This is a genomic window from Burkholderia sp. b14 (genome assembly GCF_900156195.1).
Taxonomy (GTDB): domain Bacteria; phylum Pseudomonadota; class Gammaproteobacteria; order Burkholderiales; family Burkholderiaceae; genus Mycetohabitans.
The window spans coordinates 2,191,220-2,214,128 of record NZ_FTPJ01000003.1; the positions used below are offsets into that span (position 1 = coordinate 2,191,220).

The 22,909-nt window shown below is 62.7% G+C and carries 22 protein-coding genes and 1 pseudogene; 10 read left to right on the top strand and 13 right to left on the bottom strand.

The genetic code is table 11. The features are described 5' to 3' along the window. Positions 1-252 precede the first annotated feature (252 nt). Positions 253-1,488, top strand: coding sequence for a ribonucleotide-diphosphate reductase subunit beta (locus B0B13_RS14590; protein WP_076797348.1), 1,236 nt, complete (start codon positions 253-255; stop codon positions 1,486-1,488). 362 nt (positions 1,489-1,850) lie between these two features. Beyond that, positions 1,851-2,546 carry a histone H1-like DNA-binding protein gene (locus B0B13_RS14600; RefSeq protein ID WP_212667370.1) on the top strand — a complete coding sequence of 232 codons (696 nt, stop codon included), beginning with the start codon at positions 1,851-1,853 and terminating at the stop codon, positions 2,544-2,546. Positions 2,547-2,652: 106 nt separating this feature from the next. Here B0B13_RS14600 and B0B13_RS14605 read toward each other — a convergent pair whose 3' ends face one another. From B0B13_RS14605 to B0B13_RS14650, 10 genes are all read right to left on the bottom strand, one after another. Beyond that, positions 2,653-3,129, bottom strand: a complete 477-nt coding sequence (locus B0B13_RS14605) for an outer membrane lipoprotein (RefSeq protein WP_076796927.1) — start codon at positions 3,127-3,129, stop codon at positions 2,653-2,655. Between the two features lie 17 nt (positions 3,130-3,146). Continuing rightward, entirely contained in the window at positions 3,147-4,085 is a 939-nt protein-coding gene (locus B0B13_RS14610; protein WP_076796928.1) for a carbohydrate kinase family protein, read from the bottom strand. Between the two features lie 162 nt (positions 4,086-4,247). Continuing rightward, positions 4,248-4,748 (bottom strand): thiol peroxidase, encoded by a 501-nt coding sequence (tpx, locus tag B0B13_RS14615; RefSeq protein WP_076785480.1) that lies wholly within the window; start codon positions 4,746-4,748, stop codon positions 4,248-4,250. A gap of 85 nt (positions 4,749-4,833) precedes the next feature. After that, positions 4,834-5,631: a zinc-ribbon and DUF3426 domain-containing protein gene (locus B0B13_RS19570; protein ID WP_076796929.1), complete on the bottom strand. Its 798-nt coding sequence runs from the start codon at positions 5,629-5,631 to the stop codon at positions 4,834-4,836. A 66-nt stretch (positions 5,632-5,697) separates the two neighbouring features. Then, a complete protein-coding gene (prmA, locus tag B0B13_RS14625; protein ID WP_076796930.1) occupies positions 5,698-6,597 on the bottom strand; it encodes a 50S ribosomal protein L11 methyltransferase in 900 nt (299 codons plus the stop codon). 5 nt (positions 6,598-6,602) lie between these two features. Further along, complete coding sequence (accC, locus tag B0B13_RS14630; protein WP_076785477.1) at positions 6,603-7,970, bottom strand: acetyl-CoA carboxylase biotin carboxylase subunit; 1,368 nt, start codon at positions 7,968-7,970, stop codon at positions 6,603-6,605. A gap of 15 nt (positions 7,971-7,985) precedes the next feature. After that, a complete protein-coding gene (gene accB, locus B0B13_RS14635; protein WP_076785476.1) occupies positions 7,986-8,456 on the bottom strand; it encodes an acetyl-CoA carboxylase biotin carboxyl carrier protein in 471 nt (156 codons plus the stop codon). Positions 8,457-8,533: 77 nt separating this feature from the next. Further along, a complete protein-coding gene (gene aroQ, locus B0B13_RS14640) occupies positions 8,534-8,983 on the bottom strand; it encodes a type II 3-dehydroquinate dehydratase (protein WP_076796931.1) in 450 nt (149 codons plus the stop codon). A gap of 273 nt (positions 8,984-9,256) precedes the next feature. After that, positions 9,257-9,862, bottom strand: coding sequence for a TlpA family protein disulfide reductase (locus B0B13_RS14645; RefSeq protein ID WP_076796932.1), 606 nt, complete (start codon positions 9,860-9,862; stop codon positions 9,257-9,259). 91 nt (positions 9,863-9,953) lie between these two features. Beyond that, the gene (locus B0B13_RS14650) at positions 9,954-10,574 is read right to left on the bottom strand and encodes a UDP-N-acetylmuramate--alanine ligase (protein WP_076797349.1); all 621 of its coding nucleotides are present in this window, start codon (positions 10,572-10,574) and stop codon (positions 9,954-9,956) included. A gap of 159 nt (positions 10,575-10,733) precedes the next feature. On the opposite strand from B0B13_RS14650, the gene mpl reads away from it, so the two are divergent. From mpl to pyrF, 5 genes are all read left to right on the top strand, one after another. After that, positions 10,734-12,128 carry a UDP-N-acetylmuramate:L-alanyl-gamma-D-glutamyl-meso-diaminopimelate ligase gene (gene mpl, locus B0B13_RS14655; RefSeq protein ID WP_076796933.1) on the top strand — a complete coding sequence of 465 codons (1,395 nt, stop codon included), beginning with the start codon at positions 10,734-10,736 and terminating at the stop codon, positions 12,126-12,128. Further along, complete coding sequence (locus tag B0B13_RS14660; RefSeq protein ID WP_076796934.1) at positions 12,125-12,739, top strand: YqiA/YcfP family alpha/beta fold hydrolase; 615 nt, start codon at positions 12,125-12,127, stop codon at positions 12,737-12,739. Before mpl ends, B0B13_RS14660 begins: the two co-directional genes overlap by 4 nt. Positions 12,740-12,814: 75 nt before the next feature. Beyond that, complete coding sequence (locus B0B13_RS14665; RefSeq protein ID WP_076785471.1) at positions 12,815-14,923, top strand: ribonuclease catalytic domain-containing protein; 2,109 nt, start codon at positions 12,815-12,817, stop codon at positions 14,921-14,923. Next, positions 14,920-15,798 carry a shikimate dehydrogenase gene (aroE, locus tag B0B13_RS14670; RefSeq protein WP_076796935.1) on the top strand — a complete coding sequence of 293 codons (879 nt, stop codon included), beginning with the start codon at positions 14,920-14,922 and terminating at the stop codon, positions 15,796-15,798. Before B0B13_RS14665 ends, aroE begins: the two co-directional genes overlap by 4 nt. 153 nt (positions 15,799-15,951) lie before the next feature. Further along, the gene (gene pyrF / locus B0B13_RS14675) at positions 15,952-16,764 is read left to right on the top strand and encodes an orotidine-5'-phosphate decarboxylase (RefSeq protein ID WP_076796936.1); all 813 of its coding nucleotides are present in this window, start codon (positions 15,952-15,954) and stop codon (positions 16,762-16,764) included. A 36-nt stretch (positions 16,765-16,800) separates the two neighbouring features. On the opposite strand, the gene B0B13_RS14680 is transcribed toward pyrF, so the two are convergent. The 3 genes from B0B13_RS14680 to thiL all read right to left on the bottom strand — a co-directional run bounded on the left by B0B13_RS14680 (position 16,801) and on the right by thiL (position 18,947). After that, entirely contained in the window at positions 16,801-17,301 is a 501-nt protein-coding gene (locus B0B13_RS14680; RefSeq protein ID WP_076785468.1) for a CinA family protein, read from the bottom strand. A gap of 70 nt (positions 17,302-17,371) precedes the next feature. After that, complete coding sequence (locus B0B13_RS14685) at positions 17,372-17,932, bottom strand: phosphatidylglycerophosphatase A family protein (RefSeq protein ID WP_235090022.1); 561 nt, start codon at positions 17,930-17,932, stop codon at positions 17,372-17,374. Beyond that, entirely contained in the window at positions 17,922-18,947 is a 1,026-nt protein-coding gene (gene thiL, locus B0B13_RS14690; protein WP_076797350.1) for a thiamine-phosphate kinase, read from the bottom strand. Before thiL ends, B0B13_RS14685 begins: the two co-directional genes overlap by 11 nt. 173 nt (positions 18,948-19,120) lie before the next feature. Between thiL and B0B13_RS14695 the strand changes: the two genes are divergently transcribed. The 3 genes and pseudogenes from B0B13_RS14695 to B0B13_RS14705 all read left to right on the top strand — a co-directional run bounded on the left by B0B13_RS14695 (position 19,121) and on the right by B0B13_RS14705 (position 22,904). Then, complete coding sequence (locus B0B13_RS14695; RefSeq protein ID WP_076796937.1) at positions 19,121-21,433, top strand: NADP-dependent malic enzyme; 2,313 nt, start codon at positions 19,121-19,123, stop codon at positions 21,431-21,433. Between the two features lie 502 nt (positions 21,434-21,935). Beyond that, a pseudogene (locus B0B13_RS14700) lies at positions 21,936-22,347 on the top strand (ribonuclease domain-containing protein). A gap of 8 nt (positions 22,348-22,355) precedes the next feature. Further along, a complete protein-coding gene (locus B0B13_RS14705; RefSeq protein WP_076787432.1) occupies positions 22,356-22,904 on the top strand; it encodes a barstar family protein in 549 nt (182 codons plus the stop codon). The last annotated feature ends 5 nt before the right edge of the window (positions 22,905-22,909 follow it).

Consider the following 22,909-nt stretch of genomic DNA (forward strand, 5'->3'; position numbering starts at 1 on the left):
TGAGCGGTAGCCACGCGCATGGCAGTGCGGCGAGTGCGATGAAACGGATGGCGCACTTGCCGCGCCGATCGATATGAAGCGATGCGTCGATCCGGGTTGTGATGCAACCGATGCGAAGACCTCGACGATCACATCGATCAAAGTGTTGTATGAAGGTCTCAATGCGAGATCAAAAGAGCGTTTTTCATCAGTGGACTCTTTTATCGCTGGTGAAAAGATGGTACAAACCGATCTAAATTGATGGTGACATTTATGCTCAACTGGGATGACGAGATTACTGCCGTAACTCCCCCGAGCGTTGCGCAACCAACGGTGCGAGAAACGACGGCGACTGGAGCCGCGGCATCGTCCGCCGGGTACGCAGCGCAAGCTGCGGGTACGTCCGCTCCGTTGGCACAGGATATCTTCACGCGTGATGTTGCTGTCGCGCCGGGCCAGCAACCGAACGCGTCGCCCGCACCTGCACCCGAGGCCCGCGTGAACGTGGCCGACAAGCGGATCATCAACGGCAAGACCGACGTCAATCAGCTCGTGCCGTTCAAGTACAAGTGGGCGTGGGAGAAGTACCTCGCCGGCTGTGCGAACCACTGGATGCCGCAGGAAATCAACATGTCCCGCGACATCGCGCTCTGGAAGGATCCAAACGGGCTGACTGACGACGAGCGCCGCATCGTCAAGCGCAACCTGGGTTTCTTCGTCACGGCCGATTCGTTGGCGGCGAACAATATCGTGCTTGGCACGTATCGCCACATCACCGCGCCCGAATGCCGTCAGTTCCTGCTGCGCCAAGCATTCGAGGAAGCGATTCATACGCACGCGTACCAGTACATCGTCGAGTCGCTCGGCCTGGACGAGGGTGAGATCTTCAATGCGTACCATGAGGTGTCATCGATCCGTGCGAAGGACGAATTTCTGATCCCGTTCATTCATACGTTGACCGATCCATCGTTCAAGACCGGCACGCTCGAGGCGGACCAGAAGTTGCTGAAGTCGTTAATCGTCTTCGCGTGCGTGATGGAGGGGCTGTTCTTCTACGTCGGGTTCACGCAAATACTGGCGTTGGGTCGGCAGAACAAGATGACCGGTGCCGCCGAGCAATACCAGTACATCCTGCGCGACGAGTCGATGCACTGCAACTTCGGCATCGACCTGATCAACCAGATCAAGCTTGAGAATCCGCATTTGTGGACGCCGGCATTTCGTGAAGAGATTCGCGGTTTATTCAAGCATGCGGTCGAACTCGAGTACCGGTATGCAGAAGACACGATGCCGCGCGGCGTGCTGGGCTTAAATGCCGGCATGTTCAAAAGTTATCTGCGTTTCATCTGCAATCGGCGCTGCCAGCAGATCGGCCTGGAGTCGTTGTTCCCGAATGAGGAAAATCCGTTTCCGTGGATGAGCGAGATGATCGACTTGAAGAAGGAGCGCAACTTCTTCGAGACGCGAGTGATTGAATATCAAACCGGTGGTGCGCTGAGTTGGGAATAACGCGTACCAGTGAATAGGCAGGGGTGTGCAGCACGCGATGGCGGCGATGACGCCGCCGCGTGTGTCGCACGGGTTTAGGAGAAGCGCCGCCTGATGCAATGTGTGCCTGACCGCCTGGATAGCCGACTGACGACGAACGGCACTGTGCGAACCCTTCAGTGGGATGGGCAAACTACCCCCGGAAAAGCCTCCGGCCGCGGTGTCGCGTGTCGGACTGCTTCAAATCATTCACCGGCAGCGATGCCGGTCGTGTTTTGGCGCACGCAGCCGCTAGGTCGGTCTCGTGCGCCTTGCCGCATTCATTAGCGTAAGCAGGATGTAGGTGCGTACGCCGATGAATAATCCGCTTCGCAGCCGCCGCGTTGAAAAAACGCGTTGGCGGGAAGCGGGTTTTGACGAAGGGTGTTTGTAACTCTCATCTAAACCTGAAGGAGAAAAAGATGGTTACTGCGAAGAAAAAACCGGCTGCAAAGAAAGCAGCAGCAAAACCCGCTGCGAAGAAGGTCGCGGCGAAGAAGGCAGCATCGGCCAAGAAAGCGGCCCCGGCGAAGAAGGCGGCGCCGGCCAAGAAAGTTGTCGCCAAGAAGGTTGCTGTGAAGAAGGTCGCCGCGAAGAAGGCCGCACCAGCGAAGAAGGCCGCACCAGCGAAGAAGGCCGCACCGGCCAAGAAGGTAGCACCGGCGAAGAAAGCGGCGGTAGCGAAGAAAGCGGCACCGGTCAAGAAAGTCGCCGCGAAGAAAGTCGCCGTGAAGAAGGTCGCCACGAAGAATGTGGCCACGAAGAAGGTCGCCACGAAGAATGTGGCCACGAAGAAGGCGGCGCCGGCGAAGAAGGTTGCGGTTAGAAAGGTCGCTGCGAAGAAGGCGGCCCCGGCGAAGAAGACGCCGGCGAAGAAGACCGCAACCAAGAAGCCGGCTGCGAAGAAGGCGGCGGCGAAGAAGGCTGCTGCTGCCCCTGCCGCCCCTGCGACGCCGACGCCGGCTGTGCAGGCGAACGCGGTGAAGACCGCCTTGAACCCGGCTGCGGCATGGCCATTCCCGACTGGCGGCCGTCCGTAATCGACACATCGACTAGGGCCGGTGCGTTGCGACACGCCGGCACCCCACGAGTCGTCGAGCGACATGACATCCCGCACTGGGCGCGCGCCCAGTGCGGGATGTTTTTTCAATGCGTCACGCGCGTGATGCCGCCCGCAGACAGCAACCGGACGCGATCGCCGGCACGGAATAGCTCGCCGGTGGCCGCCTGCGTGATCGAGCGCAGGTCGCCGTTATCGAGCCGCACCGTGATCTCCAGGCCGTTGGAGGTGCCGGCCCGTTGAGCAACGGTATTGCCTGCCACTGCGCCTGCAATGCCGCCGACGATGCCGGTCAGGATCGAGCCGCGGCCACCCCCGATCGAACTGCCTGCCACCGCGCCAAGCGCACCCCCGCCGAGCGTCCCAAGTGCGGCGCCACCTTCGTTATCCGAAGCAATGTGTACTGCCCGCACACTTTCCACGGTTCCCATGCGCACTGTCTGTTCGCGTTGCGCTTGCGATACGGTGTAGACATCGGCCGAGCCAGCGGGCGTAAAGCACGCTGCCAGCGAGAGGCTGGCAGACAGCATCACGACGAGCGTAACGTGTCTGTTGATCATCATCGTTATTCTCCCATAGCTCAAAACAAGCGATAGCCGAATGCGGCTTCAAAACGGGCGCCGATTTCGATTCGATTCAATGCGTAGGTCTGTGGTCCTTGATGCTCGATCTTGATCGAGCCCATCAGGCTCGCGAGGCGTCCGGTGGTGGCCCAGTCCAGGCCCTTTTCGATGCCGTAGAGCAGGCCGCTGCGGAACGCATCGCCACAACCGGTAGGCTCGACGACCCGCTCTGCCGGCACGACCGGAATGGCTTCGACGCCGTTGCGGTGATGAATCGTCGCACCCTGCGCACCGAGCGTGATGATCAGCGCGTCGACGCGACTCGTGATGTCCGATACGGACCACCCGGTCTTGTCGCTCAAGAGTTTCGCTTCGTAGTCGTTGACTGCCACGTAGGTCGCAAGTTCAATCATCCGGCGCAGCTGGGCGCCATCGAGGATCGGCAGCCCTTGGCCCGGATCAAACATGAACGGGATGTTCGCTTGCGCGAATTGCTCCGCATGCTCGCACATGCCTTGTGCACCGTCCGGCGCGACGATGCCGAGCGTGACATCCTGCGCGTCGCTGATGCGGTTCAGGTGACTCATTAGCATGGCGCCGGGATGAAACGCGGTGATCTGGTTGTTTTCCTGATCGGTCGTGATCATGGCCTGTGCCGTGTGCGTATCCGGCAGCACGCGCACCCAATCACGGCGTATGCCCAGCGAGTCGAGTCGCTCCAGATAGCGCTGAGCGTCGATTTCGCCGAGCGTCGCCATGATCAGTGGCTCGCCACCCAGTAACTTCAGGCCGTATGCGATATTCCCCGCGCAGCCGCCAAATTCACGGCGCATGGACGGGACGAGGAAGCTGACGTTCAGGATATGGACTTGGTCGGGCAGGATGTGCTCGCGAAAGTACCCTTCGAACGTCATGATGTTGTCGTACGCGAGCGAGCCGCAGATCAGTGTGGCCACAGTGGTGATTCCTTATGATAGGTTAAGTGCCGGATCGCCCTCCGCGCGTATCGCCGACAGGCAGGTGCGTGCTTGCACCAGCCGCCGGGCACAATACACTCGTGGCCGCACGGCCGGTATCGAGCCGGTCACCTGCGCCGGGTGGCGGCAGGCAGGGAGAGTTTATTTCAATGCAGCAAGGGCCGCGTCGTAATTCGGTTCGTTTTTAATTTCCGACACCCGTTCCACGTGCAGCACGTTGTCGTTCCCATCAAGCACGACAACGGCGCGCGCGGTCAAGCCGGCCAGTGGGCCGGTCTTGATGTCCACCCCGTATTGGCTGGCGAAGGCTCGGTTACGGAACGTGGACGCCGTGATTACGTTCTCGATGCCTTCGGTCGTGCAGAACCGCGTCGCTGCAAACGGTAAGTCAGCCGAAATCACGATTACGACGGTGTTCTCCAGCTTGCTTGCCGCTTCGTTGAACTTGCGCGTCGATGTTGCGCAGGTGGGCGTATCCAGGCTCGGCACAATGTTCAGGACCTTGCGCTTGCCAGCGAAGTCATGGAGTTTCACCTCCGCGAGGCCTTTGCCGACCAGTGAAAATGGCGCCGCCTTCTGGCCGACGGCCGGCAGCGTACCGGCGACTTCGATCGGGTTACCCCCGAGAGTGACTTGGCTCATGGTTTGCTCCTGCGATGGTGGCGGTGGGCGCTCGAGCCGAGTGCTTACCGCCGGGTCAACGATGGGGTGGCGCGCATACCGCGCGTCACGGGTAGAAAATCTGCACTCGGTAGTCTGCCGCATCGACGCTGCCGACATCGAGCCGCACGGCGATGGGCTGCACGGTGCGTGCGGGCACGCCGCGGTGTTCGGACGCGACCGACGGCAGGTACTCGCTGGGCCGTAGCACGCGCCTCACGACGATATCACTGTTGCTGCTCAACAACGTCACTTCCAGGTCGGGATAGGCGAGCGCGACCGCGTCGCGGTTGTGCAAGCTGAAGTGCAACTCGAGTTGGTGTGCGGTGCCAGTTTGCCGCAGCGAGGTTTGTTCGATCGCCAGTCCATCAATGTCGCGCGGCGGTGGCACGATACAGCCCAACTGTGCACACGCGAGCGTGTAGACTGCTTCGGTGCGCGGCCACGCGGTTACGATTTTTTCCCGTTGCCACCAAGCAATCTGCACGATGAGCAACACAGTCAGCGTGAGCGAGACGAGCCAGTCCATCCGGCGCAGCGTACCGCGATGGCTCGGCACAGGTATTTCCCGCGTCACGGAGAACGGCGCACTGACGCCGTGCGGGTGGAAAGTGGGCTCCAAGGGGCCGTTATCGATCAGCTTGCATGCGGCCCGGCCGGGTGATGGCCCGGTGTCCCGCGCGTCGGACCCGTCGTCGGGTTGCACGGCGACGTTGGTCAGCAACAAGGGTTCGACTTGCCGGGCCGCACCGTCGAAGATCTCCTGACAATGACCACAGCGCACCAAGCCGTGGTGCAGTTTCAATTGATCGGCGACGAGCTGGTAGACGGTACCGCAGCGGGGACAGCGGGTGGTGAGCGTCATGTTAACGGGTTACCCTGAACCGGCGCACCGCGCGCCGGTCAATCGGTTGAGGTACCGGTGTTCTGATTAATTATCTCGTCGCTGCCCGGCCAGGCATACCCATCCGTCCTGTTCACGCCAAACGGCAAGCTCGATGTGGCGCGCATAGGCCGCCGCGACTTCGTCCGCTTGGCGCGCCAGCACCCCGGATAGCGCAAGTCTTCCGCCCGGCTTTACCCTGGAGGCCAGCATCGAAGCCATGAGCTTCAGCGGATTGGACAGGATGTTGGCGACGACCACATCGAACTCGTTTGCGGGGCACTCGTGGGGCAGCCCATACGTGACGTCGACGTGATTGCGCTCGCTGTTGTGCTGGGCCGAGTCGATCGCCTGCGGGTCGATGTCGATGCCGACGACCGGCGTGGCACCGCACTTGCGCGCGAGTATCGCCAGGATGCCAGAGCCACATCCATAGTCGAGCAGCGAATCGCCGGCACGCACGTGCTGCTCGATCCATTCCATGCACAGGCGTGTGGTCGGATGGCTGCCGGTGCCAAAGGCGAGCCCCGGGTCGAGTTCCAGTACCACGGCGTCGTGCTGCGGTGCCTCATGCCATGATGGCACGACCCAGATCCGCTGGCCGATATGGATTGGCTCGAATTGGGATTGCGTCAGTCGCACCCAGTCCTGCTCCTGGACGTCACGCGCAGTGAAGGCCAGCGGTGTGGATAGGCCGACCTCATTCGCGGCGGCCGCCAGCAACACGGTGGGGTCCTGTTCCGCGGCAAGCATGGCAATCACCCGCGAGTGCGTCCACGCGGCGCGCTCCGGCACGAGGCCGGGTTCACCGAACAGCGCTTGTTCGTGCGGCGTGTCTGCGTCGGCGTCCTCGACGCAGACCGACAACGCGCCAAGCTCGAGCAACGCGCCTGATAACGGCTCGGCGCGCTCGCGATCAACTTCGACGACGACTTCGCGATAGCTCATGCCCGTTACGCTTCCTTAGGGGCGGCCTGCTGCTTGGCAGCCAACTTATCTTCGAGGTAATGGATGCTGGTGCCGCCCTCGACGAACTTGGCGTCCAGCATCAATTCCCGGTGCAACGGGATATTCGTCTGGATACCCTCGACCACCATCTCGGACAACGCAATACGCATCCGGTTGATCGCCTGTTCGCGGGTCGCACCGTATGCGATCAGCTTGCCGATCATCGAATCGTAGTTGGGCGGCACGAAGTAGCCATTGTACGCGTGTGAGTCGACGCGGATGCCCGGGCCGCCAGGCGCATGCCATGATGTGATCCGCCCCGGCGATGGCGTGAACTTGAATGGATCTTCCGCGTTGATCCGGCATTCGATTGCGTGACCGCGAAATGCGATGTCGCGTTGCCGCACCGACAGTTTCTCGCCTGCTGCGATGCGGATCTGCTCCTGGACGATATCCACGCCCGTGATCAGCTCGGTCACCGGGTGCTCAACTTGGACCCGGGTGTTCATTTCGATGAAGTAGAATTCGCCGTTCTCGTACAGGAACTCGAACGTGCCGGCACCCAGGTAGCCCATTTTCTTGCACGCTTCGGCGCAGCGGTCGCCGATCCGGTCGAGCAACCGGCGCGCGATGTGAGGCGCCGGCGCCTCTTCGATCACTTTTTGGTGGCGCCGCTGCATCGAGCAGTCGCGCTCGCCGAGCCAGACCGCGCTCTTGAACGAGTCCGCCAGCACCTGGATCTCGATGTGTCGCGGATTCTCCAGGAACTTTTCCATGTAGACCTGCGGGTTGCCGAACGCGCGACCGGCTTCTTCGCGTGTCATGTTGACCGCGTTGACGAGTGCCGCTTCCGTATGCACGACCCGCATACCGCGCCCGCCGCCGCCGCCGGCCGCCTTGATGATCACCGGATAGCCGATCGAGCGCGCGATCTTGACGATCTCCTTCGGATCGTCCGGCAACGCGCCGTCCGAGCCCGGCACGCACGGCACGCCTGTCTTGATCATCGTCTGCTTGGCGCTAACCTTGTCGCCCATCAGCCGGATGGTCTCCGGGCGCGGGCCGATGAACGTGAAGCCGGACTGCTCGACCCGCTCCGCAAAGTCGGCGTTCTCGGACAGGAAGCCGTAGCCCGGATGGATCGCTTCGGCGTCGGTGACTTCCGCCGCGCTGATGAGCGCCGGCATGTTCAGGTAGCTCAGGTTCGATGGCGCCGGTCCGATGCAGACTGCTTCGTCGGCAAGGCGCACGTACTTCGCTTCCTTGTCGGCTTCCGAATAGATGACAACCGTCTTGACGCCAAGCTCGCGGCACGCGCGCTGGATGCGCAGTGCGATCTCGCCGCGGTTGGCAATGAGTATTTTCTCAAACATAGGCGATGCGACCCGTTAGCCGATGACGAACAGCGGTTGGCCATATTCGACGGCCTGGCCGTTTTCAACGAGGATTTCCTTGACTATGCCCGTCTTGTCGGCTTCGATCTCGTTGAGTAGCTTCATCGCTTCGATAATGCAGATCGTCTGACCCTCCTTGACCGAATCGCCTACTTGCACGAACGGATCGGCCCCCGGCGATGGCGCGCGGTAGAATGTGCCGACCATCGGCGAGGTGACCACATGGCCTTGCGGCGTGGCGGCGGCGGGAGTCGCGGGTGCGCTGGACTCAGCCGACGGGGCAGCCGGCGCGCCGGACGCACCGGTGACCTGCGGCGCCGGGGCATATTGTGCCTGGGACGGCAGATAGACGGGCGCCGCGTTCTTGACGATCCGCACCTTGCCTTCACCTTCGGTGACTTCGAGCTCCGAAATGCCGGATTCGGATACCAGGTCGATCAGGGTTTTAAGTTTGCGTAGATCCATCGGAGGTCCCCAAATTGATGTGGCGTCCGGGCCAGGCCCGGGATAGCGAAAGTGTGGTGTTGCCAGAAAAAAAGACGTCAATGCGTCCGGCCCAGGCGCTCCAGCGCAAAGTCCAGCGCGTAAAGGTAGCCTCGCCAGCCGAGCCCGCAGATCACGCCCTCCGCCAAGTCGGAGAAATACGACGCATGGCGGAAAGCCTCGCGTCGATGCACATTCGACAAATGGATCTCGACAAACGGGATCCCGGTTGCCGCGATTGCGTCGCGAATCGCAACGCTGGTGTGCGTGAAGGCGGCGGGGTTGATCAGCACAAAGCCGATCTGCTCGTCGCGCGCCTGGTGCAGGCGCTCGATGATTTCGCCCTCGTGATTGCTCTGGAAGCAACTGAGCGCCGCCCCCGCGGCGGCGGCTTTTTCCGCCAGCGCTTGCTCGATCTGGGCGAGCGTCGTACTGCCGTACGTCTGCGGCTCGCGCGTGCCGAGCAGATTCAGGTTGGGGCCGTTGACGACCAGGATGCGAAGACTCATGGGAGTTCGTTTTCTGCGAAGTTGCGCGCACTTTACCGCTGATTCGAAAAAAGTGTCCAGTTTTCGGCGCGTTTACCGTTAAAAGAACGGGGGTTCGTCAAAGCATGGCAACTGTAACTGTAGTCGATCGAGCGACAAAAAGCGGGCAACAGCGGCAAACGTCTACAATTTATCAATAAATTACCATGTAATTTGTGATCGACACGCGCTGTCGGTGACTGGTACGCGAGTGCCGCGCTGGCGTGCCGCATGACACCGACTGTTCCGCCTATGTCATAGCGCGTCCAGTTTCATGCTCAGCCGCGCCGCGTCGATTTCACCCAGCTTCAAGTAGCGAACATGCCCCGATTTGTCGATGACCACAGTGAACGGCAATCCGCCGGCCTGGTTGCCGAACTGACGAGCCAAGTTTGCGCCGCCAAAGCCGGCTACATAGACCGGATAGCCGATCGTCACCTTGGATAGGAATTGCGATACATTCCGTGCCGAATCGACGCCAATGCCGACGAAACGTACCCCTTTGTCCGCGTAGCGGCGTTGTAACCTGGACAGCGCCGGTATTTCTTTCACGCATGGCGCACACCACGACGCCCAGAAGTTCACCACGGTGACTTTGCCGCGATACTGGGCCAAAGGCTGAGGCTGGCCTGCCGGATCGGGCAGCGAACTAGCAAACAGCGCGCGTACCGCATCGTCGTGTGCCGTGTAGGGCGGCGCGACGGCGTATGCCGACTGCGCGGCGCCCGCTGGCTGCGCTGCGCAGGCAGGCAGCGGCGCGCACAGTAAGCAGGCCGCTGCGAGCCGCGCGGCACGGGTGCGGCGTGTCGGCGCTGACGCAGGAGAAGCAAACAGGAAGCTAGAATATAACGTCGCATTCATCGCATTTCCATTAAAACAAGGGCGAAGTGCTGCAGCCTGTATCGGTTCCGGGCTGCGGTGCAGTACGGGCGTGCGCATCTGTCGCTGCCATTTAACCTGCATCGAGCAGCGCCCGGACCGACGCCGCGTTCGCACGCGTCTGCCGTCCGCGCGCGTCGGCGCGGACTGCGCCACGCAAATCATCCGTGTCGTACAGCGCGACATGGATGCCGACCGCGTTGCCGTCGCCGTCGCGGGCGATGAAGCTCAATGTCTCGACCGCTCTCCGGCCAGCGAAATGACGCGTCTCGGATACGTCGTACTGTACGCCGGCGTTCAGCAGGTGGATCGCCACCTCTTTCGGATTGTCGCAAAACACTTGCAGATGGATGTCCGAATGGACACTGGCCGTGCCGTTGAGCACTGCGCCGGTCAAGTAGGGGTCGAACTGTGCGAGCTGCGCCATCCAGTTCAGCGCGGTTTCACGCAGCCGCCGCAGGATGCCAGGTTGCGTATCGCCATGGAACAACGCCAGATATTCCTGTATTTCTTCCTCGATCTGGTCATTATCCGGCAACCATTCGCCAGCAACACGCGTCTGGCCGATGATCTGCCGGGCTGCCTTGCGCTTGGCGCTGGCATAGTCGAGCCCATCTTCGGCGATCAGGCGCGCGGCTACCATCGCGATTTCATCGCGCACGCGGTCCCGCTCCAGGTGCAGTTTCGAAGCCATAGCAGTCATGATACCCGCAGTTCGCACCCGCGCCGCGCATTGCGGCCGCGTCGCGTGTGGCCCCTCGGTTACAATATCGCACTTTACTCCACGCCAGTTCCGGACGCAGTTCGACGATGTGGCGCGGGCCGCGCCGGCTCGGTGGACGGACTCAACGCTATGCACATTCATATTCTCGGGATTTGCGGCACGTTCATGGGCGGCCTGGCCGTACTGGCGCGTGCCGCAGGTCACAAGGTCACGGGCTGCGACAGCGGTGTGTACCCGCCGATGAGCACCCAGTTGCAAAGCCAGGGCATCGAGTTGATCCAGGACTATGGCGAAGAACAACTGGCGTTGCAGCCGGACCTGTTCATCGTCGGCAATGTGGTGATGCGCGGCAATCCGCTGATGGAGGCGATTTTGGATCGCGGCTTGCCCTACGTGTCGGGCCCGCAGTGGTTGGGGGAGCACGTGCTGGCCGGCAAATGGGTGCTGGCCGTCGCCGGTACGCACGGTAAGACCAGTACAGCGTCGATGCTCGCGTGGTTGCTTGAGGACGCGGGGATGAATCCCGGTTTCTTGATCGGCGGCGTGCCGTTGAACTTTGGCATCTCCGCCCGTTTAAGCGATTCGAGCTTTTTCGTGATCGAGGCAGACGAGTACGACACCGCATTCTTCGACAAGCGGTCCAAGTTTGTCCACTACCGGCCCCGCACGGCCATATTGAACAATCTCGAATTCGATCATGCCGATATCTTCGACAACCTGGCGGCGATCGAGACGCAGTTTCACCACCTAATGCGCACCATTCCAAGGACCGGGCGGATCGTCGTGAACGGCGCCGATGACGCATTGCAGCGCGTGCTGGCCCACGGTTGCTGGAGCGAGGTCGAGCGCTTCGGCGTCGAGGGTGGGTGGCAGGCGCTGCCGGCCGATGAGGTGGGTCCGGCAGACGAGCGTTTCGCGGTGTATTGGCGTGCGCAACGGGTGGGCGTGGTCGACTGGCCGCTGCAAGGCGAGCACAACCGGATGAATGCGTTGGCTGCGATCGCGGCCGCGCACAGCGTCGGTGTGCCGGCTGCACAGGCGGCGACGTCGCTTGGCGGTTTTCGCAACGTGAAGCGCCGCATGGAAGTGCGCGGCAGCGTCGATGGTGTTACCGTCTACGATGACTTCGCGCACCATCCGAGCGCGATTGGCACGACCATTGCCGGCTTGCGTACCCGCATCGGCGATGTGCCGCACGCCCGGATTCTTGCGGTGCTCGAGCCGCGCTCGAACACAATGAAACTCGGCACGATGAAGTTGCAGCTTTCGGCAAGTCTGGCAGGCGCCGATCTGGTGTTCGGTTATGGTGCGCCCTCGGGCAAGGACGCGCTGGGCTGGGATCTCGGGGCGGCGCTTGCGCCGCTGGGAGACAAGGCGCACGCCTTCGATGACCTCGACGCACTGGTGCGGGCCGTTGCCTCGGTTGCGCGTGCCGGTGATCATGTGCTCGTGATGAGCAACGGCGGTTTCGGCGGCGTGCACCAGAAGCTGCTTGACGCGCTGGCGAACCGAGGGGCGGCATGATTCTCTATCTGCACGGATTTCGCTCTTCGCCCCGCTCGTTCAAAGCACGCTTGCTGGCCGAGCGGCTGGCGCGGCTCGGTCGAGCCGGCGACTGGCTGTGCCCGCAATTGCCGGTGTCGCCGCGCGAGACGATCACGCTGGCTGAGCGACTTGTCCAACAGACTCAACAGGCGTGTGCGGCGGATCGCGACGCGCCGGTCACGCTGATTGGCAGCTCGCTGGGCGGTTTTTTTGCCACCTATCTGGCCGAAAAACATGGCTGGCCGGCGATGCTGCTCAACCCGGCGGTGGTGCCGCAGCGCGACTTGTCCGCGTATCTCGGTGAGCAGCCGTTGTGGCACGGCGGCGGCTCGATCGTTGTCGAGCCGCATCATCTCGACGAGTTGGGTGCGCTGCAGGTCGCCGCGATCACGCGGCCCGAGCGGTATCATCTGATTGCCGCGACCGGCGACGAAGTCCTCGACTACCGGGAGATGCTTGCGCACTACGCCGGTGTGCGCACCACGCTGATCAATGGCGGCGACCATGCGATCAGCGATTTTGCGACGTACTTGGATGACGTGCTCGCGTTTTGCGGCATCGACACCGGCCGCGGACCCGCCGCGGCGTAGGACTGGACCCCCGGGCGGCGCACGCGGCGCTGCCCTCGGCCGCCGCGTGCGGCCTTCACGTTTCGAGAGTACCGAGTGAACGTTTTTTTTGAGGAATCCGGCAGTTTTAAGGCTGGCACGGTATTGAATCGGCAAGGTGACGCGTTCCAGGTCGAGTTGCCGGGTGGGCGTCGCGCCAAGGTTCGCAGCAAGGACGTGCTAATCGAGTTCGACAGCCCGAGCGCCGCCGAGCTGATTCAGCAGGCCGATGCGGCGGCGAAGGAAATCGACCTGGATTTCCTGTGGGAAATCTCTCCGCCGGACGAGTTTCGCTTCACCGACCTGGCCAATGACTATTTCGGTGGTACGCCGGATCCCGTACAAAAGAGCGCGCTGGTACTTTGCATGCACGGCTCGCCGGTCTACTTCCGACGCAAGGGACGGGGACAGTACCAGCGCGCGCCCGAAGAGCAATTGAAAATGGCACTCGCAGCGCTGGAGCGGCGGCGCCAACAGGCGATCGTGCAGCAGCAGTACGAGGACGAACTTAAGGCCGGTAGGCTGCCTGCCGCGTTCGATGGCAAGGTGCTCGGCTTGCTCACGCGGGCGGACAAGAATTCGATTGAATACAAGGCGCTGGAAGCGGCCGCGCTCGCATTGGGCAAGTCGGCCGCGCAACTGATGCTGGATGTCGGCGGCATCCCGTCGGCACGCGCGTTGCACGAAGCGCGGTTCCTGTCCGAGTACTTTCCGCACGGTACCGGTTTCCCCGCGTTGAACGCGGGTCCGTTGCCGGAGGACCTGGGTGAGGCGATCGGCGTGCAGGCGTTTTCTGTCGACGATGTGACCACCACCGAGATCGACGACGCCTTCTCGGTTCAGCGCCTGTCGGACGGGCGCGCCAGGATTGGTATTCACATCGCGGCGCCCGCGCTGGGCATCGAGCGCGGCGACGCCGTGGACGCGATCGCGCGCGCGCGCCTGTCGACCGTCTACATGCCGGGCGACAAGATCACGATGTTGCCGGACGATTTCGTTGATACGTTCACCTTGAAGGAAGGCGGATTGCGGCCGGCGTTGTCGCTGTACCTGATCATCGACACCGCCACACAGGACATCGTGATGACCGAGACGGTGGCCGAGCGCGTGCATGTGCTCAGCAACCTGCGGCACAACGTGTTGGACGAGATCATCACCGAGCAGACGCTCGAGGCCGGCACCGGTGACTACCCGCACAAAGACGAAATTGCGGTGCTGTGGCCCTTTGCCAAGACACTGTACGAGCGACGTCAGCAGGCGCGCATTGGCTACGGTCTCAGGCGCGAGGTGCCGCGCAACGTTGACTACAATTTCTACGTTGACGGCGAGCATGTCAGCATCACGCCGCGCCGTCGCGGTTCGCCGTTGGACCTGATCGTCGCGGAACTGGCGATCCTAGCTAACAGCCGCTGGGGCGCGTTTTTGCATGAGCATGGCGTGCCGGGCATTTATCGTGCGCAGCGCGCGTTCGGCCCAAATCGCACGCGGATGCAGACCACGCCGGCGCCGCACGAAGGGCTTGGCGTGACGCAGTATGCGTGGAGTACCTCGCCGCTGCGCCGGTATGTTGACTTGGTGAATCAGTGGCAGCTGCTGGCGTGTGTCCGACATGGTGTCACCGCGAAGCTGGCCGCGCCGTTCAAGCCGAAGGACGCAGACCTATACGCCATTGTGCAGCACTTTGACGAAACCTATACCGCGTATGCTGACCATCAGCGGCGCATGGAACATTTCTGGTGTCTGCGTTGGCTGAAGCAAGAACAGCGCGATCGGGTGGTGGCCACGATCGTCAAGGACGACGTCGTGCGACTCGAGGAAGTCCCGCTGCTGTTGCACGTGCCGGGGTTGGGCGTGCAGGCGCGCGGCACGCGTGTGCTGCTCGAGGTGATGGCGATTGACGAGCTGCGCGTGGAGGCGTCGTGCCGGCTCATAGAGGTGCTGGACGTGGCGCGCGTGACGGGCGGCGACGAGACGAATGAGGACGCGGATACGGCGCTGGACACGGACAGCGGAACGGACATGGAAGCCGCGGTGGGTGATGACGTCCAGGCGTTAGGCGACGCGGCCGATACGCTGGCGCAACCGGACAATGCACAGCCGGACGCGGGCGCGGCCGTTCGCGGCGACGTGACACACACGCGCAATGATGGTGAGGTGGCGCAATGAACGCGCCGCCAGCGCCTGCGCCGGGTGACCAGGGTCCGGACCGCTACGCGGTGATCGGCAACCCAGTCGCGCATAGCAAGTCGCCGGTTATCCATGCGAACTTTGCCCAGCAGACGGGCGAGCCGGTCGAATACGACCGGATTCTTGCACCGGTGGACAGCTTCGCGCAGGCCGTGGACGCTTTCATGTCGGCCGGCGGGCGCGGGTTGAACGTCACGGTGCCGTTCAAGCTGCAGGCCTATGCGTTGGCGACACGACGTTCCGCGCGGGCAGAGGCGGCCGGGGCGGTTAATACGTTGCGCTTTGACCGCGTGGACGGTGGTCGCATCGAGATCTTGGGCGACAACACCGATGGCGTCGGACTGGTCACCGACGTCGAAGCGCAGCCGTGTGTCGCGCTCAGCGGCGCGCGTGTGCTGTTGCTCGGCGCGGGCGGCGCGGCGCGCGGCGTGATCCTGCCTTTACTGGAGCGCCGGCCCCGCGCGCTGACGATCGTTAACCGGACTGCGGTGCGCACGGCCGAGCTGATCGAGCGCTTTGCAGCGTCTGCCCGGGCGGTGGGCTGCACATTGGAAGGCGGCGCGCCGGGCGTGGAGCACGGCGTCTACGATATCGTGATTAACGCGACCGCCGGCAGCCTCGATGGGGCCGTACCGGTATTCGCAGCGGCGTGCGTCGGCCCACGTACACTTGCGTACGACATGATGTATGCAGCCGGGCCCACGGTGTTCATGCAGCACGCCGCACGCCTGGGCGCGCGCACTGTCGATGGCCTCGGAATGCTCGTGCGGCAGGCCGCGGAATCGTTCTTTGTTTGGCGTGGCGTGCGTCCCGACCCGGCTCCGGTGCTCGCGGCGCTGCGCGCGTCGCTGTAGGCGCGCGCGCGGATGGCCTCGTGCATTCTGTTCACCGCGCAGCAGTTCATTGTCGATGGAGGCTGGGCGTGAGCGCGCCGGGCCGTCCGTATAAGCAAGTAGAATACGGGTCCGCCCGCCGCGTCGTTCGCGGTGCTTCTTGCAGATTCGACCATGTCCTTCATTGCTACCCTGGAGCGTGCCTGGCAGCGCACGCAATCGTTGCTGTGCGTCGGGCTTGACCCCGAGCCATCGCGCTTTCCGCCGCATCTGGCTGGGCGCGCCGATGCCATCTTCACGTTCTGCCGCGAGATCGTCGACGCCACCGCGCCCTATGCGAGCGCATTTAAGCCGCAGATCGCCTATTTCGCCGCACACCGCGCGGAAGAGCAACTCGAGGCGTTGATCGCGCACATCCACGCGCGGCACCCAGGGCTGCCGGTAGTGCTGGATGCCAAACGCGGCGACATCGGCAGCACCGCGGAGCAGTACGCGCGCGAAGCGTTCGAGCGATATCGCGCAGACGCGGTGACGGTCAACCCTTATCTGGGGTTCGACTCGATCGAGCCGTATCTCGAGTATCGGGACAAGGGCGTGATCGTGCTGTGTCGCACGTCGAATCAGGGCGGCTCGGACTTGCAATTCCTCGACATTGGGGGGCGGCCTCTGTACCAGCACGTGGCAGCGCTTGCCGCTGAGCAATGGAATACCAGCGGACAGCTCGGGCTGGTGGTGGGCGCGACGTTCCCGAAGGAGATTGATGCGGTGCGCCAGCTCGTCGGTACGATGCCGCTGCTGATCCCGGGAATCGGCGCGCAAGGCGGCGACATTGGGGCGACGGTCAATGCCGGTCGCACGACCGACGGCACTGGCATGATGATCAACTCGTCGCGCGCGATTCTGTACGCGCGCAGCGGCGAGGACTTCACATCGGCTGCGGCCGATGCTGCGCGCGCCACGCGCGACGCGATCAACGCTCATCGCTAACGGGCCGACGGGACGCGCTTGCCGGCGACGGCTCGCTCAGTGTTCTTTTTCGTCCAATAGCTTGAGTAGCCCGCGCAACGCGTGCGCCGCCGCCTGCTTGCGAATCTGGCCGCGATCCCCGCGCAATAGCTGGATCTCGCTAACCGTATGCAATCGGTTTGTCCACGCAAACACGACGGTGCCCACCGGCTTGGTCTCGCTGCCGCCGTCCGGGCCGGCCACGCCGGTAATCGACAGCGCGAGTTGCGCGCGGCTGTTGCGCAATGCGCCTTCGGCCATCGCACGCGCCACAGGCTCGCTGACCGCACCGTGGCGCTCGATCATGTCGGCCGGCACGCCAATCATCTCGGTTTTGGCCAGGTTCGAATAGGTCACGAAGCCCCGCTCGAACCAGCCGCTGCTGCCCGGAATGTCGGTGATCGCCGTCGCGACCATGCCGCCGGTGCACGATTCCGCGGTGACGAGCATCAGGCGCTCGTCGCGTAAGCGGTTGCTAACGCGAATCGCAAGTTGGTGGACTACCGTGTCAGTTGCCATCGAATTAAACTTGTTGTTAGCTAGCAAGGGAAAACCACGGCCATCATCGCATGCATGCTGTCGTGACGCGTCAAAGCGAGCGTACCAGCGCGATGACGAGCAAGGTGAAGAATGCCGCGACGATATCGTCGAACATGATGCCAAAGCCGCCTGACAACCGCTTGTCGAAATAGCGGATCGGCGGCGGCTTGACCATGTCGAAAAAGCGGAATGTCAGGAACGCGCCGAGTTGGCCGGCAAAGTTCGCCGGCGTGACAAATAGCAGCACCAGCCAGATCGCAATGATCTCGTCCCAAACCACCGCGCCCGGATCCTTCACGCCCATGCGTCGTGCTGTGAAGCCGGTGAAGCCGCATCCGGCGACAAAGCCGACAACAATCAGCATCCACCATTGCACGATGCTCAGGTACGGATTTAATGCGATGAACGACACCCAACCGAACAGGGTCCCGACCGTACCGGGCATCACCGGCGACAGGCCGCTGCCAAAGCCGAACGACAACACGTGCAGCGGATGGGACAACATGAATCGCACGGTGGCGCGCGAGCGCGGCGCGGCGTCGGGGCCGGGTGGGGTCACCGGCGTGACGTGCGGCGGGTGCGCATCGGAGTGGGAAGAGTCATTGTGCATGGAAATGGTCAAAACTGCGCCAAGTTGTGCCGATCGGAGTGCCGGACGCATCGTACCAATGCACCGCGTGCGAGTCGATGGCGGTGGTGTTACCCGCGGGCGGATCGGCAAGGGCGTCTATTGTACCTATCCGTGTAAGCGGCACGCCGATGCGTGCGGCGAGCGCGAGCAGCGTGTCGCGCTGGCTGGGCGGCGCGGTGAAGCACAGCTCGTAGTCGTCGCCGCCCTCAATCGTGCAACGGCGTTGGATCGACAGGGGCTGCGCACGCAGGGCGGCCGAGCGCGGCAGCGCGTCGACGTCCACGCGCGCGGCCACATTAGAACGCTTTAGAATGTGTGCCAAGTCTCCGGCCAACCCATCGGACAGGTCGAGCGCAGCGTGCGCGATGCCCCTTAGCGCGATGCCGAGCGAGATCCGGGGTTCGGGCATCTGCAGCGCATGACGTAACGCGGGCAGCGCGTGCGCGGCGAGCGGCCATTCGCCGCGCAGCGCGCCCAGCGCCAGTCGCGCGTCGCCCAGCGTGCCAGACACCCAAATGTCGTCGCCGGGCTGGGCGGTGTCGCGGCGCAGTGCCTGGCCGCTGGGCACGTCGCCGAACACGGTGATGCAGATGTTCAGCGGCCCTGCGGTGGTGTCGCCACCGACCAACTCGCAGCCGTGGCGACCGGCTAGCGCGAACAGTCCGTGCGCAAATGCCTCGAGCCAGTCCTGGCGCGCCGCGCCAGCATCCGGCAGCGCCAGCGCCAGCGTGAACGCGCGCGGTTCGGCGCCCATGGCGGCGAGGTCCGACAAGTTGACCGCCAGAGCCTTGTGCCCCAGCGTCGCCGGCGGGACGTCGGCGAAGAAGTGGCGCCCTTCGATCAGCATGTCGGTGGACACCGCCAATTCGTGCCCGGGCCGCCCGGCAAGTAACGCGCAATCGTCGCCGATCCCCAGCACGGCGTCGCGGCGTGGTTGCTCGTGCCGGGCGAAATAGTGATCAATAAGGCTGAATTCAGATAAGAATGTCGGCATGATGCGGGACGAAGCTTGCATGGCAGGGATGCACGCCGCGTCGTGCACGACGCGGCTGCACGGTGCCGTCACTGCGGCGGCAATCGGGCAATCGGACAGCACCCGTCCAGGGTCCGCCAGTGACGTTACAATGCGGCTCAAACATGCATTTTAATCCGCACTGCCAAGCCATTATGTCCACACCGACCAATAGCAAGCTGCGTGAAGCTGCGCTTGATTATCACGAATTCCCGACCCCCGGGAAGATCGCTATCGCGCCCACCAAGCAAATGATTAATCAGCGCGATCTCGCGCTGGCCTATTCGCCAGGCGTGGCGGCGGCGTGCGAGGAAATCGTGGCTAATCCGCTTAACGCGGCGCGCTTCACCGCACGCAGCAATTTGGTGGGCGTGGTGTCGAACGGCACGGCCGTGCTGGGCTTGGGCGATATCGGCCCGCTTGCGGCCAAGCCGGTCATGGAAGGCAAGGCCGTGCTGTTTAAGAAGTTTGCCGGCATCGACGTGTTCGACATCGAACTAAATGAAAAGGACCCGCAAAAGCTGATCGAGGTGATCGCCGCGCTGGAGCCGACCTTCGGGGGGATTAACCTGGAGGACATTAAGGCGCCGGATTGCTTCACGGTCGAGCGTGAGTGCCGCAAGCGGATGAAGATCCCAGTATTCCACGACGACCAGCATGGCACGGCGATCGTGGTGGCCGCGGCGGTGACCAACGGGCTGAAGGTCGTCGGCAAGTCGCTCGGCGAGGTGAAGGTGGTAGTCAGCGGCGCGGGTGCCGCGGCCCTGGCATGCCTGAACCTGCTGCTCGACATGGGGCTGAAGCGCAAGAACGTATTTGTCACAGACCTGGCCGGCGTCGTCTACGAGGGCCGCACGGAGCTGATGGATCCGGACAAGGCGCTGTTCGCGCAGGTCACCGACGCGCGCACGCTGTCCGATGTGATCGGTGGCGCGGACGTGTTCCTCGGTTTGTCCGCCGGCGGCGTGCTCAAGCCGGACATGGTCAAACAGATGGCGGCCCGGCCGCTGATCCTGGCGCTGGCCAACCCGACGCCCGAAATCCTGCCGGAGGTCGCGCTCGAGGTGCGTCCCGACGCAATCCTGGCGACTGGCCGCACCGATTATCCGAACCAGGTCAATAACGTCCTGTGTTTCCCGTTCATTTTTCGCGGCGCGCTCGATGCCGGCGCGACGACGATCACCAAGGAGATGGAAATCGCCGCGGTCAACGCAATCGCCGAGCTGGCGCGCCAGGAACAAAGTGACATCGTGGCGACGGCGTACGGGATCCAAGATTTGACGTTCGGTCCCGAGTACCTGATTCCGAAACCGTTCGATCCGCGGTTGATCGTGAAAGTCGCGCCGGCGGTTGCGCAGGCTGCAATGGATTGTGGCGTCGCAACGCGGCCGATCGAGGATATGGACGCTTACAGGCAGCATCTGCAGCAATTCGTGTATCACAGCGGCACGACGATGAAGCCGGTCTTCCAAATCGCGCGCAGCATTGACGCGGACAAGAAGCGCATCGTGTTCGCCGAGGGCGAGGAGGAGCGCATTCTGCGCGCGGTACAGATTGTGGTCGACGAGCGGCTGGCCAAGCCCATCCTGATCGGACGACCGGCGGTGATCGAGCAGCGCATCGCGCGCTACGGGCTGCGCCTTGTGGCGGGACAGGATTTTACGATCGTCAATACCGACTACGACGAGCGCTACCGCGATTTCTGGCAGACGTACTTCAAGATGATGGCGCGCAAAGGCATCACGCAGCAGCTGGCGAAAGTCGAAATGCGGCGGCGCACCACGCTGATCGGCTCAATGCTGGTGCTCAAGGGCGAAGCCGACGGGATGATCTGCGGTACGATTTCGACCACGCACCGGCACTTGCACTTCATTGACCAGGTCATCGGCAAGCGCGCCGGCTGCTCGGTCTACGCGGCGATGAACTGCCTGGTGTTGCCGAACCGGCAGATCTTCCTGGTCGACACGCATGTGAACGTCGACCCGACGCCGGAGGAACTGGTCGAGATCACGCTGATGGCCGCGGACGAGGTGCGTCGTTTCGGCATCGAACCGAAGATTGCCCTGCTGTCCCACTCCAATTTCGGTTCGAGTAACGCGCCCAGCGCCAAGAAGATGCGCGACACGCTCGCGTTGCTGCAGCAGCGCGCCCCGCAACTGCAGATCGACGGTGAAATGCATGGCGATGTCGCGCTCGACGCGAACCTGCGCAAGTTCGTGCTGCCGGAGGCGACGCTCGAGGGTGACGCAAACCTGTTGGTCCTGCCCAACGTCGATGCAGCCAATATTTCATACAACCTGCTCAAGACCGCGGCGGGCAACAACATCGCGATCGGGCCGATTCTGCTGGGCGCGGCAAAGCCCGTGCATGTGCTGACCGAGTCCGCGACCGTGCGACGCATCGTGAACATGACTGCGCTGCTGGTGGCCGATGTGGCCGCGGGTACCAAGGAGTCGGGCGGGCGATGAGCCCCCGGGTGGCAGGCAACAGCTCTGCCACCACGGCACGGTGTGTGCCGCATGAGGCGCACGCCTCGAATCTGGATGCACAAAAAAGCGTGCCTCACGAGTGAGGCACACAAGCGGCGGCTGGGGGCAACCGCCGGACTGCTCGACAATGCTGCGCGACATTTGCGCGCAGCACCAAAACTCTCCACCGTTCCAACTCGACCTGCCGGCCGCGACATCGAGGGCTGGAGCGCGCCGTTACGCGTTGGTGCAAACGTTTGCGCTCCCGTATTCGGATGGTATGAAGGAGATGTTTCGGACGCAAGCGAATTTTCGATGACCGCAGTGATCATCCAAATCTGGATTGCTTCTTAGACACTTTGGCGAGTTTAGACTCCAACCCTGTGTGCCGGTCATGAAAATTAACCTTGTAATCGTCTAACACCATTGATTATTAAGGCGATTCGGGATAACCTTATGTTTTTAATGGTCGTATACGCGTCCTCTTCGCGAAACGAGATACCTGATCGGCAAGTGGCTCCGTTACGGCGTGCTTGCGGTGAACGTGTCCGCCACCAGCGTGCCTGGGTTGGTTTCCACCGCGTGGGCGCGATACTCGCTGCCGTTGGACGCGCCCCTTGGCGCCGCGCTCGGCGAGGTGTTGATTACCGGTCTACCCGGTGAAGCGCAGTTCACGTTCAAATCGATCTAGGCCGGTGGCCCGTTCCCTTATCCGAAGGATGGCGAGGTGTTCGGTAATTTCGAGCGACACCTGTCGGTGCGGTCCCGTGACTATTAGCATGAGTACACGGTGAAGACGCCGCGCGCGCTATCGCGGAGTATGCAGAATCGTCTGCAGGGGAGTGCCGCGTTATACCGGTGAATGCTATGACATCGGCGACCATTACGCGTTTTTCAAACGAATTGTGGGATGACGACGGTTATGAGCGACAACACTTATTCGCAAGGCACCGGGGTCGCGAGCGATATCTTCGCGCTGAACGACAGCAGGTTATTTCAGCGCGTGCTGCGCCAGCAGGACGCCGAACGCGAGCAGCGCCGTATCGACGCGCTGCTGTTCAATGAGGGAAACATGAGCCTTTTCAAGACGGTGCGCTCGAACATCGTGCAATCGATCCGTGCGTTCCGCGTGCCGGAGTTGGCCGACGAGGCGGCCCGGCTGGGCCACCATTTCCTGTATGCATATTGCGCAGCCGCGCAGACGAAGGCGGAAGTGCTCGAGACGATCTCGACGTCATTTCTTTTCCCGAAGCACTTTGGTAAGAACTACGATGCGCTGTACGACTGCTTGACCGACGCTGTGCACAAGGCGGGAGCGCAACCTGGCTTCGTGATCGTGCTCGAGGGGTTGCCCGCGACGCAAAAGTTCGACAAGGAGGCGCGGGAGACACTGCTAGATGTGTTCCGCGAGGCGGCCGAATTCTGGGCCGAGCGGAAGGTGAACTTCCGCGTGTTCTATTCGTTTGCTTGACGTAG

Excerpts from the sequence above, each read along its gene's own strand:
- B0B13_RS14590 (WP_076797348.1), top strand. The coding sequence starts at position 253 with ATGCTCAACTGGGATGACGAGATTACTGCCGTAACTCCCCCGAGCGTT.
- B0B13_RS14605 (WP_076796927.1), bottom strand. The coding sequence starts at position 3,129 with ATGATGATCAACAGACACGTTACGCTCGTCGTGATGCTGTCTGCCAGC.
- tpx (WP_076785480.1), bottom strand. The coding sequence starts at position 4,748 with ATGAGCCAAGTCACTCTCGGGGGTAACCCGATCGAAGTCGCCGGTACG.
- B0B13_RS19570 (WP_076796929.1), bottom strand. The coding sequence starts at position 5,631 with ATGACGCTCACCACCCGCTGTCCCCGCTGCGGTACCGTCTACCAGCTC.
- prmA (WP_076796930.1), bottom strand. The coding sequence starts at position 6,597 with ATGAGCTATCGCGAAGTCGTCGTCGAAGTTGATCGCGAGCGCGCCGAG.
- accC (WP_076785477.1), bottom strand. The coding sequence starts at position 7,970 with ATGTTTGAGAAAATACTCATTGCCAACCGCGGCGAGATCGCACTGCGC.
- accB (WP_076785476.1), bottom strand. The coding sequence starts at position 8,456 with ATGGATCTACGCAAACTTAAAACCCTGATCGACCTGGTATCCGAATCC.
- aroQ (WP_076796931.1), bottom strand. The coding sequence starts at position 8,983 with ATGAGTCTTCGCATCCTGGTCGTCAACGGCCCCAACCTGAATCTGCTC.
- B0B13_RS14645 (WP_076796932.1), bottom strand. The coding sequence starts at position 9,862 with ATGAATGCGACGTTATATTCTAGCTTCCTGTTTGCTTCTCCTGCGTCA.
- B0B13_RS14650 (WP_076797349.1), bottom strand. The coding sequence starts at position 10,574 with ATGGCTTCGAAACTGCACCTGGAGCGGGACCGCGTGCGCGATGAAATC.
- mpl (WP_076796933.1), top strand. The coding sequence starts at position 10,734 with ATGCACATTCATATTCTCGGGATTTGCGGCACGTTCATGGGCGGCCTG.
- B0B13_RS14660 (WP_076796934.1), top strand. The coding sequence starts at position 12,125 with ATGATTCTCTATCTGCACGGATTTCGCTCTTCGCCCCGCTCGTTCAAA.
- aroE (WP_076796935.1), top strand. The coding sequence starts at position 14,920 with ATGAACGCGCCGCCAGCGCCTGCGCCGGGTGACCAGGGTCCGGACCGC.
- pyrF (WP_076796936.1), top strand. The coding sequence starts at position 15,952 with ATGTCCTTCATTGCTACCCTGGAGCGTGCCTGGCAGCGCACGCAATCG.
- B0B13_RS14680 (WP_076785468.1), bottom strand. The coding sequence starts at position 17,301 with ATGGCAACTGACACGGTAGTCCACCAACTTGCGATTCGCGTTAGCAAC.
- B0B13_RS14685 (WP_235090022.1), bottom strand. The coding sequence starts at position 17,932 with ATGCACAATGACTCTTCCCACTCCGATGCGCACCCGCCGCACGTCACG.
- thiL (WP_076797350.1), bottom strand. The coding sequence starts at position 18,947 with ATGCCGACATTCTTATCTGAATTCAGCCTTATTGATCACTATTTCGCC.
- B0B13_RS14695 (WP_076796937.1), top strand. The coding sequence starts at position 19,121 with ATGTCCACACCGACCAATAGCAAGCTGCGTGAAGCTGCGCTTGATTAT.
- B0B13_RS14705 (WP_076787432.1), top strand. The coding sequence starts at position 22,356 with ATGAGCGACAACACTTATTCGCAAGGCACCGGGGTCGCGAGCGATATC.